We start from the raw sequence: 19,061 nt of genomic DNA, 5'->3' as shown, positions 1-19,061 counted from the left end.
TAATTTAAAAAATCAACAAAAATGGATTTAATGGGAATGATGGGTAAACTTAAAGAAACCCAGCAAAAAATTGAAGATACAAAAAAGCGTTTAGATACTGTTTTGATTGATGAACAAAGCGCTGACGGATTATTAAAAATTACGATTACTGGAAGCAGAAAAATAAAATCAATTTCTATTGATGATTCTTTATTGGAAGACAAAGAACAATTAGAAGATTACTTAATCGTAACGTTAAATAAAGCAATAGAAAAAGCTACAAGTGTAAACGAAAGAGAATTAGACGCTGTTGCAAGAATGGATATGCCTTCTATTCCTGGAATGGATAATTTGTTTAAATAATCTAGTAAAACATGAGCTTAACCTACAAAACCCTAGCTATTAGCTTTATTGGCTTGTTTCTATTTTCATGTTCCAATGATTCATCTACACCTCAAGAGAAAGACGACTTTAGTTATTTAGCAGTAACCTCTTCAGGCGAAATTAACAAAATAGGAAACAATAGCGGAAAAATATCAGCTTACGCTCAATTTGAGGGTACACAAACCACTACTATTAATCCTGGTACAATTGCATCAAATTCTGAAAAGATTTTTTTAACAGAACATTATCCGCCAAATGACAAACTTTTTGTTTTTGATAAAAATTCTAAAACTACTGCCTCAAAAACATTAGTTTTTCCAAAAGAAATCAAAGGAGACGAACCTACAATAAGTTCATTAGCATGGGACGATAATCAAAAAACACTTTACGGAATAGTTATTGGCTTTCCATATCTTGGCACTTTTGCTAATAATTCATTTCTAGTAAAAATCGATCCTACTACTTTTGAAGTTACTTATTTAGGCTTAAATTTTGACCAAACAGTATCTCTTTCAACTTTTATAAGCAATAAAAAATTGTACAGTTCCAGCCGCACGGAAACTTTTGAAATTGATTTAGAAAATTATTCTGCAAAGAAGATCTTGGTTAACAACGCTAATTTCACATTTTCACACGCCGCAGTTTATTCTAATACGGTGTATTGTTTAAAAAACAAAGCAGGAAATTTTGGTGTTACTATCAGCAAATTTAATTTAGCAGATAATACTTTTGAAGACTTTTTAGCTAATGAATCTCTAGGAATTATGCTTCCAAATGGAGTAGGTTTTATTGACAAAACGAATAATGAGTATGTATGCCACATGTTAAAAGATGGCTTTTTTGAGCTTGTAAAATTCAACATATCAACCAAAACATATCAACACATTAAACTTACGTCAGACAAATCGGTAAACAACAGTATATTTATTGTCGACAAAATAAATAACTAAAAAAAAGCAGGATTTTAAAATCCTGCTTTTTTTTAAAATTTCGAAAGTGTTTCTAAAACATACGTATGCATCACTTCTTTATAATCTAGATGTGTTACAATTCTGAGCTTATTATGCCCTAAAGAGCTTATTAGTATATTTTTCTGTTTTAATTTCTCAATTAATAATTGATCGCTATAACCTTCTGCAAGCGAAAAAATCAAAATATTAGTTTCTACAGGCTCGATAGATGAAATCCAAGGTTTTGTGCTTAGGATTTTTGCAATTTCTTTTGCTCTGCGGTGATCTTCTGCCAATCGTTCGATATTATGAGCCAACGCATATAATCCTGCCGCAGCCAAATACCCTACTTGACGCATTCCCCCACCCAATATCTTTCTGATTCTCAACGCTCTGTGGATATCAGCTTTACTTCCAAGCAGTACAGAACCTATTGGAGCGCCTAACCCTTTAGACAAACAAACTGAAATAGTATCGAAAATAGCTCCGAATTCTCTGGGATTCTGTCTTTTAGCTACTAACGCATTCCATATCCTAGCTCCGTCCAAATGAAACTTCAAATTATGAGCATCGCATACTTTTTTTATTTCTCTTAAATCTTCCAATTCGTAACACGCTCCACCTCCTTTATTGGTTGTGTTTTCCACACAAACCAAACTTGTTAGCGGACTATGATAAAACTCGGGATCATTTATTGCAGCTTTTACTTGTGCAGCAGTTATCATTCCGCGGTTTCCGTCTACTAAACAGCACGAAACACCGCTGTTAAAAGAAACCCCTCCTCCTTCATAATGATACACGTGAGCATATTTATCAGCAATTAGCTGTTCTCCAGGCTGCGTATGCAGTTTTATTGCAGTCTGGTTTGCCATAGTTCCAGACGGAAAGAAAAGACCAGCTTCCATACCAAAAAACTCTGCTGTCCTGTTTTCCAATTCAATCACCGTTGGGTCCTGTTTGTATACATCATCGCCAACATGGGCGTTAAACATATACTGCAGCATTTCATAAGTAGGCTTTGTTATGGTATCGCTGATTAAATTTATTTCCATATTCTAAAAACTATATCTTATTTTTGTATGCAAAATTACGTATTACTTATAGTTATTCTCAGCAAGTTTTGGTAAAATTTAACTCGCTGGTTTCTCTAGACCAAATTAACGTAATAATTCTAAAAAACATATAAAACCTATTAATTAATTTATGACAACAGCCGAACAAGTAAAAGGTATTGTGGAGCGCCTTGGTGCGTTGAGGAGGTATCTTTGACGTTGATGCCAAGCTAATAGAAATCGCAAACGAAGAAGAAAAAACGTTCGCTCCTGATTTTTGGAACAATCCAAAAGAAGCAGAAAACATTGTAAAAAATCTTCGAAACAAGAAAAAATGGATTGAAGATTATGATAAAGCAGTCGCTCTTACAGAAGAATTACAGCTGGCTTATGATTTTTACAAAGAAGGAGAACTTTCTGTAGAAGAATTGGATGAACAATATGAAGCCGCACAAGCACATATCGAAAATATCGAATTCAAAAACATGCTTTCTGATGAAGGTGACAGTTTAAGTGCTGTAGTTCAAATTACGGCAGGTGCTGGTGGAACGGAAAGCTGTGACTGGGCAGGAATGCTGATGCGTATGTACATGATGTGGGGAGAAAGTTATGGCTATAAAATTAAGGAGCTTAACTTTCAAGAAGGCGACGTTGCCGGAATTAAAACCGTAACTTTAGAATTTGAAGGTGATTATTCTTTTGGATATCTAAAAGGAGAAAACGGAGTTCACCGTTTAGTTCGAATCTCACCATTTGACAGTAACGCAAAACGTCATACTTCATTCGTATCGGTTTACGTTTATCCATTAGTTGATGATAGTATCGAAATCGACATTAATCCTGCCGATATCGAAATCACAACTTCTCGTTCGAGTGGTGCTGGTGGACAGAACGTAAACAAGGTTGAAACTAAAGTTCAGTTAGTTCACAAACCAACTGGAATCCAGATTCAATGTTCTGAAACGAGATCACAACAAGATAACAGACAGCGTGCTATGCAAATGCTTCGTTCTCAATTGTATGAAATTGAGTTGAAGAAACAACAAGCACAGCGTGCTGATATTGAAGCTGGAAAAATGAAAATTGAATGGGGTTCGCAAATTCGTAATTACGTAATGCAGCCTTATAAATTAGTAAAAGACGTTCGTACCGGCTACGAAACAAGCGATGTCGATGGTGTAATGAACGGAAATATTGATCCTTTCCTGAAAGCCTATCTTATGATGATGGGACAGAAAGAAGAGGAATAGTGTTCAGTTTTTTAGTGATCAGTCTCAGCTGACAGTCACAGTAAACCTGAAACTTGAAACTTGAAACTTTAAAACCAAAAAAGTTATGATAAAATGGGCAGACGTAATTCATTTTACAAATAAAGGAAATCCAACTCCAGACAAAAGAGTGGAGAAAACAGAGGACGAATGGAAACAGATTCTTACTCCAGAAGAATTTCAAGTTACGCGTTTAAAAGGAACTGAAAGATCTTTTAGCTCTGAACTATGCAGTTTATTTGATCCTGGAATTTACGAATGCAAATGCTGTGGAACGGTTCTTTTTGATGCAAGCGAAAAATTTGAATCAGGAACTGGCTGGCCTTCTTTTACACAGCCAATTAAAGAAAATGCGATTGGCTACCATGCCGACAAATCGTACGGAATGATTCGTGTTGAGGTTGTCTGCAATGTTTGCGATGCACATTTAGGCCACGTTTTTCCTGACGGTCCGCCGCCAAGCGGCTTACGTTATTGCATTAACGCAGTTTCATTATCAAAAATTAAAGAATAATTTATAAAAAGCGGTTCATTAAAAAATGAATCGCTTTTTTTATAATCTCTACTTAATAAATGATTTAACAAAACAAATGTAAGCTATAACTTAGCAATTAAATTATTTGTTTTCTTAATCTGAATTCTCATTTACTTTAGGCAAAATCACCAAGCCACTGCTATTCAATTCATTAAAAAAAACTCACTAAATTAATATCCAAAATGTTAATTTTGTAAAAATCCCCGTATTATTTTAAACATTTATTAAGAAACGAGAAAAAATAATTAGGTAATTAAAATCTAATTCATTTTATTTGGCAAAAAATAACCTTTTAGTCGATTAAAATTTGTCAATGAGATCCTATTCTATCCAAGAAATTAACGAAGTTATTAATGGCGTAATTTACGGCAGCACTTCACAAAGCATAACTGCAACAGAACAATTAGAAAAAGCAACAACTTCGGAAATCTCATTTATCGGAAACAAAAAATACGAAAAATACTGGTCGACATCTAACGCTTCAATAGCAGTTGTAAATGAAGACATTTCAATTGAACCTGGAGAAAACCGTGCTTTCATAAAGGTAAAAAATGCCGATTTGGCCATGTCACAAATCCTTGCCCTTTTTGCTCCCCCCGCCCCAATCTTTCATAACAATATTCATAAAACAGCCACTATAGACGAAACTGCTATAATTGGCGAAGGTGCTAAAATTGGCGCTGGCTGTTACATTGGCCCAAAAGTTGAAATTGGCGCTAATACAGTAATTTATCCGAATGTGACCATTTTAGATGAGTGCACAATCGGAAGAAACACAACTATCTGGTCTGGGACGGTTATTCGCGAACGTTGCCATATTGGAAGCGAATGCATCATTCACCCTAACGCAACAATTGGAGCAGATGGCTTCGGATTTCGTCCTTGTACAGAAAAAGGCTTGGTAAAAATTCCACAGATTGGAAATGTTATTATTGGCAACGGTGTAGAAATTGGAGCAAATTCTTGTGTAGACCGCGGTAAATTCAGTTCTACAATTCTTGATGATGGCTGTAAAATAGACAATTTAGTTCAGATTGGACATAACAGTAAACTAGGCAAGTTCTGTATTATGGCTGGAAACAGTGGTTTGGCAGGTTCAGTAACCTTAGGAAATGGAGTTATTATTGGCGGAAGCGCTTCTATAAAAGACCACACCACAATTGGAGATGGCGCTATAATTGGTGCTGGCTCTGGCGTTACTGGTGATGTTCCTGCCGGAAAAACTATGTTAGGATATCCTGCTGTCGAAGCGCGTGATGCTTTAAAGCAATGGGCTTTGTTAAAGCAAATGGTTTGTGGTCCAAAAAAATAATCTCAATTAAAAACACTAATAAAGAAACGTCCGCTAAAATGGATGTTTTTTTTTTATTTAATACTTTTTCTTAATTCACAAAGCAACTCGTTTATTTCAATTGATTTTGTAAATTAGCCAACACTATTTTATCAAATCAATACTACATCATGGATTTAAACTTCAATAAAAACGAAGATCACAATAAATTACTTCTTTCTGAACTAAAACAAAAATTAGCAAAAGTTAAATTAGGCGGAGGCGAAAAAAGAATCGAGAAATTGCATTCTGAAGGAAAAATGACAGCTCGCGAAAGAATTGCTTATTTATTGGACGAAAATTCTAAAAGTATTGAAATTGGAGGTTTTGCCGGAGAAGGAATGTACACTGAACATGGCGGATGTCCTTCAGGAGGTGTTGTGGTAAAAATTGGCTATATCAGAGGAAAACAATGTATCGTGGTTGCCAATGATGCTACTGTAAAAGCTGGAGCTTGGTTCCCGATAACAGGAAAGAAGAACCTACGAGCGCAGGAAATCGCAATGGAAAACCGACTTCCAATTATTTACCTTGTAGATAGCGCAGGAGTTTATCTACCTATGCAAGATGAAATTTTTCCAGATAAAGAACATTTCGGACGTATCTTTAGAAATAATGCACAAATGAGCAGTATGGGAATTACTCAAATCGCTGCCGTTATGGGAAGTTGTGTTGCTGGTGGTGCATATCTACCGATTATGAGCGACGAAGCTTTAATCGTTGACAAAACTGGAAGTATTTTCCTTGCTGGAAGCTATTTAGTAAAAGCTGCTATTGGCGAAACAATCGACAATGAAACTCTTGGCGGAGCAACAACTCATTGCGAAATTTCAGGTGTTACTGATTATAAAGCTAAAGACGATAAAGATGCTTTAGATAAAATCAAAAACATTGTAGATAAAATTGGCGATTTTGACAAAGCTGGCTACAGCAGAATCAAAGCCGAAAAACCTACTTTAGATCCAAACGAAATTTACGGAATTCTCCCTAGAGCGAGAACCGAACAATACGATATGATGGAAATCATTAAACGTTTGATTGATAATTCAGAATTTGAAGCTTATAAAGAAGGCTACGGACAATCTCTCATTACAGGTTATGCCAGAATTGATGGCTGGGCTGTCGGAATCGTTGCCAATCAGAGAAAAGTGGTAAAAACTAAAAAAGGCGAAATGCAGTTTGGTGGCGTTATTTATTCGGATAGCGCTGATAAGGCAACTCGTTTTATAGCCAATTGCAATCAGAAAAAAATTCCTTTAGTATTTTTACAAGACGTTACAGGCTTTATGGTGGGTTCAAAATCTGAACACGGCGGAATTATTAAAGACGGTGCCAAAATGGTAAATGCTGTGAGTAATTCTGTTGTTCCAAAATTCACTGTTATTGTTGGAAATTCATACGGAGCAGGAAATTATGCTATGTGCGGAAAAGCTTATGATCCTCGATTAATATTTGCCTGGCCAAGCGCAGAACTTGCCGTTATGGGCGGAACGCAAGCCGCAAAAGTACTGGCGCAAATTGAAGCTTCTTCTCTCAAAGCAAAAGGAGAAAAAGTCGATGAAGCAAAAGAAACCGAATTATTAGATAAAATAAAAGCCCGTTACGATGCACAAACATCGCCATATTACGCTGCTTCTAGACTTTGGACAGATGCCATCATTGACCCACTCGAAACCCGTAATTGGATTTCCATGGGAATCGAAGCAGCAAACCATGCTCCTATTCAAAAACCTTTTAATCTGGGAGTCATTCAAGTGTAACAATTTAAGAATTCTCAACAAGGCGTTAAATAAAAAGTAAAAAACTTATTTTCAAGGTGTTAAAAATAAATATTTAATTAAAAATTAGTAACTTAGTATATAATTTTTAATCACACAACATCATGGAAAATGTAAAAAGTTTGAATAAATGGGCAAATTCGCACACTTATTTACCAGTTGATTTAGTACGTATTGTTTTGGGTGGATTTTTATTTATGAAAGGTGTCTCTTTCGTCACCAATATTCAATACCTGCATGATTTGATTTCCCCTATCGATAAGTATGGCGGAGGCATGTTTATGCTGCATTACATTGCTCCTGCCCACATGATTGGTGGTATAATGATTATTTTTGGGCTTTTAACCCGATGGGCGATTGCGGCTCAATTACCCATTTTATTTGGTGCCGTTCTTGTCAACTCTATGGGAAGAATGCATTCTGAAAGTTTAGTTCTAGCTATAGTCGTTTTATTAGTCTGCATATTCTTCCTCTTTTATGGAAGTGGCAAACATTCTGCAGATTATTACTTTAAAATGCAACAATAACTTCATAGGTCCTCAGTTACGCTGAGGACTTTTTTTTGAGTGTTAATTAATTCTATAAAATTTCTTTAATTGCGTTTTATGACTTAAATTCGCCGACATGAATTGGATTCGTAAAACCGTTATTCTTATTACACTTATACTTGCAGGACTGTTTGCTTATCAGGCAGACCAAGCTTCTGTACAGGTAATTGAAACGGAAAAATCCGACACCAACTTCTGCAAAGACATTCCCGATTCATCTGCATTTATACAGCCACAGGGAAGTTATCAGCTTGCGGCAAATATCAAAACAAATCCAACTGGGATAATTAAATGTTTTGATACCCTTTTACCGCTTATTCCACAACATCAAACTGTTTCAGTTAGTACAGCATATACTAAACTCTTTACAACTCAAAGTAAAAAGGTTTTAGTCATACTTTATGCTTTCCATTTTTTCTGGTAAATAAATTCTTGATTTTTCATTAGAAGACTTATTCTTCAGCACGCACTTAGCCGTTTTCAAACCGAAAACTGTTATGCTTATCATTTATTTATTACATTAAAAACATTATGGAAACTACTACCACAATAATGGGTATTGTGATTTTAATTATTGTTGCTATCCCTATTTACTTTTCTGCGCGTTCATCAGCTGCAAGCAAATCAAGAATTTTAAATATCAAAAAAAGATTCAATCCAACTCATCCAGAAGATTTTGATTTGACAGAATCAATCAATAATAAGACTTTAACTATTGATCAGAAAAACAACAAGTTCATTTTGATGAATTTCAATCCGAATCAACAAGAGTCAATATATGTTGATTTAAATACAATTGCTTCATGCAAATTGATTCCAACAACAGACTCTGGTTCAGATACTATTATTAAGATAGATTTTGAATTTCAAGAAAAAGAAACATCGAAAAAATTAATTATTCCATTCTATGATTTTGATGACGATCGCATCAAGCAGATTAGCGTCTATCAAGATCATCAGTTTGCGAAAAAATGGCTTAAAATCATCCAAGATTCTATATCACGTTAGTTATTTAATTCAGAAAAGAGGCTCAATTTGAGTCTCTTTTTTTATGGGTTATATGATATTTGTCATTTTATGTCTTAGCCTAAAGTTTTAATTTTGATGTAAACTAAATCCGTCATTATGAAAATTTCTTTGACTCAAAAGTATAATGTTCCAGGTCCAAGATATACTAGTTACCCAACAGTTCCATATTGGAATGAAGCTGACTTTACATCCGAAAAATGGATTACTACTTTAAGGCAATCATTTTCTGAAAGCAATTCAAAAAACGGAATAAGTTTATACATTCACCTTCCTTTCTGTGAGAGTATGTGCACTTTTTGCGGGTGCAACAAACGTATTACAAAAAATCACTCGGTAGAAGAAAAATACATTCAGGCAGTTCTGAAAGAATGGAAAATGTATTGTGATTTGCTTCCTGAAAAACCCATAATTAAAGAAATTCATTTAGGAGGAGGAACTCCGACCTTCTTTTCAAAAGAAAATTTAGAGTGTCTTATTAACGGAATTTTTAATCATGCTGTAAAAGCAGAAAAACATGAATTTAGTTTTGAAGGACATCCAAATAACACCACTCACGAACAGCTTAAAAAATTATATGATTTAGGCTTTCGCCGAGTAAGTTTTGGCGTACAAGATTATTCACCTACAGTTCAAAAAGCAATCAATAGAATTCAGCCATTTCATAATGTTGCCAAAGTAACATTTTGGGCTAAAGAAATTGGCTACACTTCAATTGGGCACGATATTATTTTTGGCCTTCCATTTCAAACCATAGAAGATGTAGTTGATACTGTCGAAAAAACCAATTCACTAAAACCCGATAGATTGGCATTTTATAGCTATGCGCACGTGCCTTGGATAAAAGGAAACGGACAACGTGGTTTTAATGATGAAAACCTGCCAAAAGATGCCGAAAAGAGAAAACTATACGAAATTGGTAAAAAACTTCTTACCCAAAATGGCTATCACGAAATTGGCATGGATCATTTTGCCCTAAAAGATGACAGCTTATACAAAGCTGCGCACAATGGAAATCTTCATAGAAACTTTATGGGCTATAGCGCTTCTAAAACTCAAGTTATGATCGGTCTAGGTGTTTCTTCAATTAGCGACAGTTGGTACAGTTTTGCGCAAAACACTAAAAATTTAGAAGAGTATTACGAGATTTTAGAATCTGATAAACTTCCTGTTGTAAAAGGTCATATTTTAAACGATGAAGATCTTATCATTAGAAAACATATTCTGAATTTAACTTGCGAACTAGAAACTTCCTGGACTGCAGAATCTTTAAATTTTACCGAACTTCCTGAAGTGTTAACTGCTTTGAAAGAAATAGAAAATGATAATTTAATTGTTATTGAAAACAATAAAATTAAGATTACAGAAGAAGGAAGACCTTTTGTCCGCAATATCTGCATGGCATTTGATTTACATCTAAAAAGAAAGTCACCGGAAACAAATCTGTTTTCGATGACTGTATAATATCTTAAAATTATATTCTAGTGGCAGTTTGGAGTCTGCTGTACAAACAAACTCATGTTTGAAGGAGAAATATAAGGAATTCCCAATCCCAATCCACGAAGGATAAATAAAACACCAATTATAACGGCTACATAAGGAATTGCCTTTTGGATTTTGTTTCTGAAAGGCAGTTTTAATAATGAGTTGACATAAACCACAACTGTCATTAACGGTATCGTTCCTATTCCAAATAAAAGCATATAAAGAACTCCATAACCTGCACTTTGCATTGCAATTGCACCAAATAAAGCGACATAAACCATTCCGCATGGTAAAAAACCGTTTAAAAGACCAATTGTAAAAAGAGATTTATAACTCTTATTTTTAAACTGGCTTCCAAGATTAGCTTTAACTTTTGAAATGATTTTGTAAACAGGCTTAGAAAAATTGTATTGAGCAAATTTTTTCTCAGGAATCAACACCACAATAATCATGATTACCCCAATAATTATTGACATTTTCTGTTGTAATCCTGCCAGAAAAAAACCTCTTCCGAGCAATCCGAAAATCAATCCAATTGTTGAATAAGCTGTTAGTCGACCGAAGTGATACGTCATAATCTGCGTTGCTTTTTTAGCTTCATTTTGCCTGTCTACGGGAAGCATCATGGCAATTGGCCCGCACATTCCGACACAATGCAGACTACTAATTAAACCTAAAAAGAAAGCAGAGAATAACATTTTATTTTTAGTTTACGTAAATAACTTCTTTAGTTAGATATTTTTTACCCTCGTACTGCCATTCCATATTAACATCCCAGCGTCCTTTTATTAATTTTTTCTGCGGAATAATTATTTCTGAATTGGTTAAGGCAATTTGAGTATTAAAATCGAATTTTTTATTCGAAGGTCTGTACAATTGAATATTTCCTTTTACTTTATCACTTTCAAATCCTGCGGGAAAAATTACAGCAACACCTTCTCCTGTGTATTTGATAGATGGTTTATGCTGTAAATCGTGCGCATTCTGAATTCTTGCCATTTCTTCTTGAAAATGCGTATCATGTTTATAATATTCTTCTACAACCAAATCATTATCGTATTTAGAATTTGACTGTACTTCAAACACAAAATACAAGATAAATGTCATAAACAATCCGAATGCAATGACAATTCCAGTTCCCCAATTAAATTTCATATTTGTAGATTTTATTTGTTATTTTTCAAATATGTTGTCGCCTTTATTCTTTTGTTTTTGTTTCACAAAGTTTATTTTATGGCGATTTCATAATAGTATATTTTAATTAAAACTTCGCGGTCCTAAGAAATTTGTTGTTGTAGTTTCTAGAAGTTCAGAACCGTTGTATACTCCTATTTTTACTTTTGTTTTATCACTTTCTAATAAAACTTCATCAATTTCGATAAACAATGTTCCTTGAGAAATTCCTTCTTTAGCAACTTTAAAATGTCTTTTCCCTACATTTTTAATTTCTCCTTTTTGATCGATTAGTTCAAAATGAATATCGTTGTAGTCTTTCATTGTTTTGTTTACAATTTTATACGTGTAAACATTACTGATTTTTTCACCATCATGCTGAAACAACTGACCAGGCAAACGTAGAACAACTGCCTGAACATCTGTTCTTAAAAACAGCATACCAACAAAAATACTCAATAAAATAAAAAGAACAGCTGAATATCCTTTCATTCTTGATGTGAACTTGAAAGGTTCTTTTTTTGCAATTTCATCTTCAGAAGCATAGCGAATAAGACCTTTTGGCAATCCTACAGATTCCATAATATGATCACATTCATCTATACAAGCCGTACAGTTTGTACATTCTAACTGTGTTCCGTTTCTAATATCGATTCCCATTGGACAAACATGAACACATTGAAGACAATCAATACAATCTCCTTTTCCAGTTAATGCTCTATCTTCATTTTTTTTGAATTTTGCACGGCCTTCCTCTTTTTCACCACGAACAAAATCGTAAGCAACATTTATTGATTTATTGTCCAAAAGAACACCTTGCAATCTTCCGTATGGACAGGCTATAATACAAACCTGTTCACGAAACCATACAAAAACAAAGTAGAAGATTCCAGTAAATATAAGCAGTGCAATAAAATTACTAGCTTGAACAATAGGGCCTTGTTCTATCATCAAGAACAAAGTATCGCTTCCCACTAAATAAGCGAGAAAGATATTGGCAATCAGGAAAGAGATCAAGAAAAATATAGTCCATTTTAGAACTCGTTTTCTAATTTTCTCACTATTCCATTCCATTCTTGCTAAACGAGACTGAGAACCACGATCTCCATCAATCCAATATTCTATACGACGAAAAACCATTTCAAGGAAAATAGTCTGTGGACAGATCCAGCCACAAAATATTCTTCCGAAAACAACAGTAAATAAAATTATGAATACAACGCCGACAAGCATTGAAATTACAAAGAGATAAAAATCCTGTGGCCAGAATGGAAATCCAAAAATATTAAAACGACGTTCCAAGATATTGAACATCATAAACTGATTCCCATTAACCTTAATAAAAGGATTTATGAATAAAATTGCCAATAAAACATAGCTGACAATTTTCCTATAATCATAAAATTTACCAGACGGTTTTTTAGGAAATATAAATTTTCGTTTACCACCTTCATCTATTGTTCCAATGGTATCTCTAAAAGCTTCGTCTGGTAAATTTGACATGATATTCTAATTATTTTTTAACTTCTGTGGTATCTTTTGTGGTTGCGGCGGCGGCATCGGTTTTAGGAGCACTATCATCTACCCAAACTTCTCCTTCTGCCTCTTTAGGATCTTTAGGATTACTTCCTTGTAAAGACAGAATATAGCTTGCCACTTTTTGTATTTCTTTTGGCTTAAGGGTTCCTTTCCAGGCAATCATCCCTTTACCGTCTCGACCTCCATTTGTAATGGTGTGGAATAGATTTTTAATTCCTCCTCCTAAAATCCATTTATCATCTGTAAGGTTTGGTCCAATCTGCCCTCCTGCATCGGCACGGTGACAAGCAGCACAATTGGTTGTAAAGATTGTTTTACCTTCATCTAAACTTGGTGCATCTGTTAGCAAAACAACTGTTTTTTCGTCCATTAAATCTGGAGCTGTTTTCATGTACTCTTCAACATCAATTTTTGCCTGTGCCATTTCTTTTTTCAATTCCATTTCCTGATCATCCGCACCTAAAACATCGTAACGAACAACATAAATTACTCCAAAAATGATACATATGTAAAATAAATACACCCACCAAGGCGGTAAATTATTATCTAGCTCTTTGATTCCGTCATAATCATGATCCATCAATAAGTCACCTTCTTTTTCAATTGGTTCTGTTTTAGTCAATTTATGCATTAGGTTTTTAAACCAAGTGCTTTCTTTGAAGCTTAAACTTTCTTCAAGTTCTTTTTGAGCTTTTTCTTCTGGCGATAATAATTGGAACATCACTCGATTTACAGCGCTAAGCGTAATCTCAATGGCAATTAGAATAAACAAAAAGACAAATAAAAAGAGTGATACCATAGGATATTTTACAAAAGCTGGCTTGTCGCCTGAGTCTATAAAATATTCCATCAAAGCAAATACGATGAAGAAAATCAACGGTACTCTAACATATACTGGGAAAAACTTTTTCATTTTTATCTATCTTTTGTGATTACACTAAGTCCTTCATCTAAAGGTATATTACTCATTTCTTGAATTTTTTCTTTTCTATAAGAGAACACCCAAATGCCTAATCCTACAAAGAAGAAGAAGAAAATCAAGAGGGAAATAATCGGGTATAATTCTACACCCGATATTGTTTCCATATTGTGTTTTATCTGTTCAAACATAATGCTGTTATTTAGTTTCTTTTACTTTAATATCAGTACCAAGCCTTTGAATATAAGCGATCAAAGCAACGATTTCTCTTTCGTTCATCGGAATGAATTTCTCGCCTTTTGCAGCAGCTTTTTTACGGCTGTCTTCATAACTCTTAACGAAATCAGGATCGCTTTCTAAGCTTTTTTCTATCTTAACAGCCTGCTCTCTTAAAGTTCTCTGTGCATTTTCAACATCTTCTGGAGAATATGGCACTCCTAAAGAAATCATTGCCTGCATTTTCTTTTGTGTCAATGAAATGTCCATCGGTTTGTTATCGAACAGCCATTTGTAACCTGGCATGATAGATCCTGCAGATGTACTTTGCGGATTCCACATGTGGTTAAAGTGCCAGTTATCATTGTACTTACCACCTACTCTTAACAAGTCTGGCCCAGTACGTTTTGATCCCCATAAGAATGGATGGTCGTAAACAAACTCTCCCGCTTTTGACTGAACTCCGTAACGTTCTACCTCACTTCTAAATGGACGAACTGACTGTGAGTGACATCCAACACAACCTTCTCTGATATATAAGTCACGTCCTTCAAGTTCTAACGGTGTATATGGTTTTACACTCGAAATAGTTGGAATATTTGATTTCACCATAATTGTTGGCACAATCTGAATAATACCTCCAATTAAAATTGCGATTGTAGCTAGGATAGTTAACTGAATTGGTTTTCTTTCTAACCAAGAGTGGAATTTCTCTCCGCTTAATCTACCGCTTTTTATGGTTTGCAATGCTGGAGCCTGAGCCAATTCATCTTCAATTGTATTACCAGCTTTTACAGTCATAATAATATTATAGACTAAAGTCAGCATACCAATTAGATACAAACTACCACCGATAGCTCTCATCCAATACATTGGCATAATAGCAGTTACCGTTTCAAGGAAGTTTCCATAAGTTAAAGTACCATCTGGATTAAATTGTTTCCACATTGATGCTTGCTGGAAACCTGCCACATATAATGGAATTGTATATACAATAATACCTAAAGTCCCAATCCAGAAATGGAAGTTTGCTAGTTTCTTAGAGAACAACTCCGATTTTGTCATTCTTGGAATCAACCAATAGATAATACCAAACGACATGAAACCATTCCAAGCTAAAGCTCCTACGTGCACGTGCGCTACGATCCAGTCAGTATAGTGCGCAATAGCATTTACATTTTTTAAAGATAACATTGGACCTTCAAACGTTGCCATACCGTAACCAGTAATTGCCACAACGAAGAATTTTAAAACTGGTTCTTCACGAACTTTATCCCAAGCTCCTCTTAATGTAAGAAGACCATTGATCATACCTCCCCAAGATGGAGCAATTAACATTACTGAGAATGCAACCCCTAAATTCTGAGCCCAGTTTGGCAATGCAGAATACAATAAGTGGTGTGGCCCTGCCCAGATATATATAAAGATTAAAGACCAAAAGTGAATAATAGATAATCTATATGAATAAACAGGTCTGTTTGCAATCTTTGGAACGAAATAATACATTAATCCCAAAAACGGAGTTGTCAAGAAGAATGCAACCGCATTGTGCCCGTACCACCATTGTACAAGCGCATCCTGAACACCTGCATACACTGAGTAACTTTTTAAACCTGAAACAGGAATTTCTATATTATTAAAGATATGCAATACTGCTACTGTTACAAATGTTGCCAAATAAAACCAAATTGCAACATAAAGGTGACGCTCTCTACGACGCAGCATCGTACCAATCATATTGATCCCCATTACAACCCAAATTAAAGCGATTGCAATATCAATTGGCCACTCTAGCTCTGCATATTCTTTAGAAGAAGTATAACCTAACGGAAGTGTAATTGCCGCAGCTACAATAATCAGCTGCCAGCCCCAGAAATGAAGGTTACTTAAAAAATCACTAAACATTCTGGCTTTTAGCAATCTTTGCAGCGAGTAGTACATACCCGCAAAGAAGGCATTACCCACAAAGGCAAAAATAACCGCATTGGTGTGTAATGGTCTTAAACGGCCGTAACTAAGCCACGAAATCCCATCTGTCATGTTGGGAAAAAGGTACATTACCGCTAAGGTAAGCCCCACTAACATACCCACAACACCAAAGAGTATTGTGGCGTAAATGAATTTTTTTACAATTTTGTTGTCGTAATAAAACTGTTCCATTTCCATAATTATACTTGTTTTTCTTCGATTGGTAAATTATTATTTTGGGAATTAATTTTGGTTTCGTCATCAAAAAGAATTCTGACTGAAGGCGTATAATCATCGTCATACTGTCCAGACTTGACAGCTGCGATAAAGGCAATAAAGAAACAGATTGCCACAAAAATACTTACTGAAATTAATAGATAAATAACACTCATACCTTAGGATTTATGTTAACAAAATTAGTTTGTTAAAGGCGCATAAAATATGATAATTATCATAGACGATTAGTTATGTTAAATTTAATAAAATATGTCCTCCAATAATTTAAAATCATTCTAAATTTCTGTTGCTGAAATAGTTAGACATAAAAGTCACAAAACTTACAATCGTAATTGTACTCAATGGCATAATGATCGCAGCAACCAGTGGAAGCAGATTTCCTGTAACCGCAAATGCAAGTCCAACAACGTTATAGAGCAATGAAAGACCAAAACTCATCTTTATAATCAAAATTGCTTTGTGAGAAAGCTTTAAAAAGTAATTGAGACGCGAAAATTCTGTTGCATCCAAAATAGCATCACATGCAGGCGAAAAAACATTTACATTTTCTGATATCGAAATCCCAACATTGCCCTGTGCCAATGCTCCAGCATCATTTAATCCATCTCCTACCATCATTACATTTTGCCCTTTTTCTTGAAGCTGTTTGATATATTCGAGTTTTTGCTCTGGTTTTTGATTGAATATCAATTCGGTACCTTTTGGCAGTATAGCTTCCAGATTTGACCTTTCGCCATCATTGTCACCAGAAAGTACTTTTATTTGGTAATCTTTGCTCAGATTCGTGAAAAGTTTTTCTAAACCTTCTCTATATTGGTTCTGGAACGTAAACTTTCCAAAATACATCCCTTCTATCTTAATATGTAGTGCCGTTTTTTCTATTTCTGAACCGTCCACAACTATATCATCTACAAATTGTCCTGAACCAACTCTAATTTCTTTACCCTCAGCAACTGCTAAAATTCCTTTTCCTGTAATTTCTTGGAAATCTTCAATATTAATACGTTTAGCTTCTGGAAGAAAATCATAAAGCATTCGGCTTAACGGATGATTTGAACCTCGTAATACATTTTTTATCAATACAGTATCTGAATCTGAAATAAGATCACCTTCATACATTATATTTGATTTCTTGTTGGTCGTAATTGTTCCTGTTTTATCAAAAACAATAGTATCAACTTTGGCAAGCTGTTCGATTACCACAGCATTTTTTAAATAGAATTTCTTTTTACCTAAAATTCTTAATATGTTTCCAAAAGTAAACGGAGCAGTTAGAGCCAATGCACAAGGGCAAGCTACAATCAATACTGCTGTAAAAACATTAAAAGCAATATTTGCATCTATAAAAATCCAATAACCAAAACCAGCAAATGCAATGAGCAATAATATGGGGGTAAAATATCGGCTTATCGCATCTGTTATGGTTTTGTGCTTTTGGTCTACTTTTTTCTGAAAGATTTCGTTACTCCACAATTGGGTTAAATAACTTTGAGAAACCGAATGTAAAACTTCCATTTCGATCACTTTACCAATTTGCTTTCCTCCAGCAAAGACTTTATCACCAGATTTTTTAGTAATTGGGACTGCTTCTCCTGTAACAAAGCTATAATCAATTTCAGCGCTTTCGCTTATTAAAATTCCATCAACTGGAATAAGTTCCTGATTTCTTATTAGCAATCGGTCTCCTTTAAGAACATCATAAATGGCAACGTTTTCTTCTGAAGTATCTTTATTGATTTTGGTAACGGCGATTGGAAAATAGGATTTAAAATCCCTTTCGAAACTTAAAAAACTATAGGTTTTAATCTGAAACATTTTGCCAAGAAGCATAAAAAATATCAAGCTGGCCAAACTGTCAAAAAATCCTGGACCGTGATCCATCAGCATATCATATGTGCTACGAATAAACATCACGATAATTCCCAATGCGATCGGAATATCAATATTAAGCATTCTCGTTCTAATACTATGGTATGCAGAAACATAATATCCGCTCGCTGAGTATAAAAAAGTGGGTAATGCTAGGAGAAAAATAAGTAATCGAAAAAACGGTTTATAACTATCTAACCAGAATTCTTTCATTTCGAAATATTCTGGAAATGAAAGCAGCATAATATTTCCGAAACAGAAAAATGCAACACCCAATTTATAGGTTAAACTTCTGTCGACTTTTGCTTTTGCAGTTCCGTAATTTTCTAAACTAATATAAGGCTCATAACCTATAGAACTTAGAAGATAAACTATTTCTTTTAAAGAAACTACATCAGAATTAAACGTAATTCTAACTTTCTTTTCATGAAAGTTAACTTGAGAGGTACTAATTCCTGACTGAAGGCGATTTAGGTTTTCTAATATCCAAATACAAGAACTGCAGTGAATATGCGGAATATTTAATGAAACAATCGATGTGTTTCCTTCTTGAAACTCTAAAACCTTTGCGAGTATAGTTTCATTTTCTAAAAAATCATATTTCCCTTTAATGTCTTGCGGAGTGGCGCCTGGAGACTTTTCAAAATCATAATACGATGTCAGGTCATTGATGCTGAAAATTTCGTAAACTGTTTTACAGCCTGTGCAACAAAACTTCTTATCATCAAAATCAATTTCTTCATTTTGTTCAATAGTTAAACCACAATGAAAACAACTTTGCTCCCTCATAAACTTGTTTTTATTT

Annotated in this window: 19 protein-coding genes; 10 read left to right on the top strand and 9 right to left on the bottom strand. The window is 34.5% G+C overall.

Annotation, left to right across the window (positions count from 1 at the left end; genetic code table 11):
- Positions 1-21: 21 nt before the first annotated feature.
- Both PQ463_RS02460 and PQ463_RS02455 read left to right on the top strand, forming a co-directional pair.
- Complete coding sequence (locus PQ463_RS02460; protein ID WP_274256157.1) at positions 22-342, top strand: YbaB/EbfC family nucleoid-associated protein; 321 nt, start codon at positions 22-24, stop codon at positions 340-342.
- Between the two features lie 11 nt (positions 343-353).
- On the top strand, positions 354-1,313 hold the full coding sequence (locus PQ463_RS02455) for a hypothetical protein (protein ID WP_274256156.1): 960 nt from the start codon (positions 354-356) through the stop codon (positions 1,311-1,313).
- Between the two features lie 32 nt (positions 1,314-1,345).
- Here PQ463_RS02455 and PQ463_RS02450 read toward each other — a convergent pair whose 3' ends face one another.
- A complete protein-coding gene (locus PQ463_RS02450) occupies positions 1,346-2,365 on the bottom strand; it encodes a threonine aldolase family protein (protein WP_274256155.1) in 1,020 nt (339 codons plus the stop codon).
- 151 nt (positions 2,366-2,516) lie between these two features.
- Between PQ463_RS02450 and prfB the strand changes: the two genes are divergently transcribed.
- The 8 genes from prfB (at position 2,517) to hemN (ending at position 10,314) form a co-directional block, all read left to right on the top strand.
- Positions 2,517-3,615 (top strand): peptide chain release factor 2 gene (prfB, locus tag PQ463_RS02445; RefSeq protein ID WP_111378517.1). Its coding sequence is split into 2 segments (ribosomal slippage): positions 2,517-2,579 and positions 2,581-3,615, totalling 1,098 coding nucleotides; the frame shifts between segments, so codons are not numbered across the junction.
- An 85-nt stretch (positions 3,616-3,700) separates the two neighbouring features.
- A complete protein-coding gene (msrB, locus tag PQ463_RS02440) occupies positions 3,701-4,147 on the top strand; it encodes a peptide-methionine (R)-S-oxide reductase MsrB (protein WP_274256154.1) in 447 nt (148 codons plus the stop codon).
- A gap of 334 nt (positions 4,148-4,481) precedes the next feature.
- Positions 4,482-5,480, top strand: coding sequence for a UDP-3-O-(3-hydroxymyristoyl)glucosamine N-acyltransferase (gene lpxD / locus PQ463_RS02435; protein ID WP_274256153.1), 999 nt, complete (start codon positions 4,482-4,484; stop codon positions 5,478-5,480).
- Between the two features lie 149 nt (positions 5,481-5,629).
- Positions 5,630-7,258 carry an acyl-CoA carboxylase subunit beta gene (locus tag PQ463_RS02430; RefSeq protein ID WP_274256152.1) on the top strand — a complete coding sequence of 543 codons (1,629 nt, stop codon included), beginning with the start codon at positions 5,630-5,632 and terminating at the stop codon, positions 7,256-7,258.
- 122 nt (positions 7,259-7,380) lie between these two features.
- Positions 7,381-7,803 (top strand): DoxX family protein, encoded by a 423-nt coding sequence (locus PQ463_RS02425; protein WP_111378521.1) that lies wholly within the window; start codon positions 7,381-7,383, stop codon positions 7,801-7,803.
- A gap of 97 nt (positions 7,804-7,900) precedes the next feature.
- Positions 7,901-8,248 carry a hypothetical protein gene (locus PQ463_RS02420; protein ID WP_274256151.1) on the top strand — a complete coding sequence of 116 codons (348 nt, stop codon included), beginning with the start codon at positions 7,901-7,903 and terminating at the stop codon, positions 8,246-8,248.
- 107 nt (positions 8,249-8,355) lie between these two features.
- Positions 8,356-8,832 carry a hypothetical protein gene (locus PQ463_RS02415; RefSeq protein ID WP_177210144.1) on the top strand — a complete coding sequence of 159 codons (477 nt, stop codon included), beginning with the start codon at positions 8,356-8,358 and terminating at the stop codon, positions 8,830-8,832.
- Between the two features lie 117 nt (positions 8,833-8,949).
- Entirely contained in the window at positions 8,950-10,314 is a 1,365-nt protein-coding gene (gene hemN / locus PQ463_RS02410) for an oxygen-independent coproporphyrinogen III oxidase (RefSeq protein WP_274256150.1), read from the top strand.
- A gap of 17 nt (positions 10,315-10,331) precedes the next feature.
- Here hemN and PQ463_RS02405 read toward each other — a convergent pair whose 3' ends face one another.
- From PQ463_RS02405 to PQ463_RS02370, 8 genes are all read right to left on the bottom strand, one after another.
- Positions 10,332-11,033, bottom strand: coding sequence for a sulfite exporter TauE/SafE family protein (locus PQ463_RS02405; RefSeq protein ID WP_274256149.1), 702 nt, complete (start codon positions 11,031-11,033; stop codon positions 10,332-10,334).
- A gap of 7 nt (positions 11,034-11,040) precedes the next feature.
- A complete protein-coding gene (locus PQ463_RS02400) occupies positions 11,041-11,490 on the bottom strand; it encodes a FixH family protein (protein WP_008462668.1) in 450 nt (149 codons plus the stop codon).
- Between the two features lie 102 nt (positions 11,491-11,592).
- Positions 11,593-13,011 carry a cytochrome c oxidase accessory protein CcoG gene (gene ccoG, locus PQ463_RS02395; RefSeq protein WP_274256148.1) on the bottom strand — a complete coding sequence of 473 codons (1,419 nt, stop codon included), beginning with the start codon at positions 13,009-13,011 and terminating at the stop codon, positions 11,593-11,595.
- 10 nt (positions 13,012-13,021) lie between these two features.
- Positions 13,022-13,960, bottom strand: a complete 939-nt coding sequence (locus PQ463_RS02390; protein WP_274256147.1) for a cbb3-type cytochrome c oxidase N-terminal domain-containing protein — start codon at positions 13,958-13,960, stop codon at positions 13,022-13,024.
- A gap of 2 nt (positions 13,961-13,962) precedes the next feature.
- Positions 13,963-14,157 (bottom strand): CcoQ/FixQ family Cbb3-type cytochrome c oxidase assembly chaperone, encoded by a 195-nt coding sequence (locus tag PQ463_RS02385; protein WP_111378528.1) that lies wholly within the window; start codon positions 14,155-14,157, stop codon positions 13,963-13,965.
- 7 nt (positions 14,158-14,164) lie between these two features.
- Positions 14,165-16,348: a cytochrome-c oxidase, cbb3-type subunit I gene (gene ccoN, locus PQ463_RS02380; protein ID WP_274256146.1), complete on the bottom strand. Its 2,184-nt coding sequence runs from the start codon at positions 16,346-16,348 to the stop codon at positions 14,165-14,167.
- Positions 16,349-16,350: 2 nt separating this feature from the next.
- Complete coding sequence (gene ccoS / locus PQ463_RS02375) at positions 16,351-16,542, bottom strand: cbb3-type cytochrome oxidase assembly protein CcoS (protein WP_125719535.1); 192 nt, start codon at positions 16,540-16,542, stop codon at positions 16,351-16,353.
- A 115-nt stretch (positions 16,543-16,657) separates the two neighbouring features.
- Positions 16,658-19,045 (bottom strand): heavy metal translocating P-type ATPase, encoded by a 2,388-nt coding sequence (locus tag PQ463_RS02370; RefSeq protein ID WP_274256145.1) that lies wholly within the window; start codon positions 19,043-19,045, stop codon positions 16,658-16,660.
- Between the last annotated feature and the right edge of the window lie 16 nt (positions 19,046-19,061).

It is taken from the genome of Flavobacterium sp. KACC 22763 (assembly GCF_028736155.1).
Taxonomy (GTDB): domain Bacteria; phylum Bacteroidota; class Bacteroidia; order Flavobacteriales; family Flavobacteriaceae; genus Flavobacterium.
Note: the sequence above shows the minus strand (reverse complement) of the source record. Positions and strands in the feature narration are given on the sequence as shown.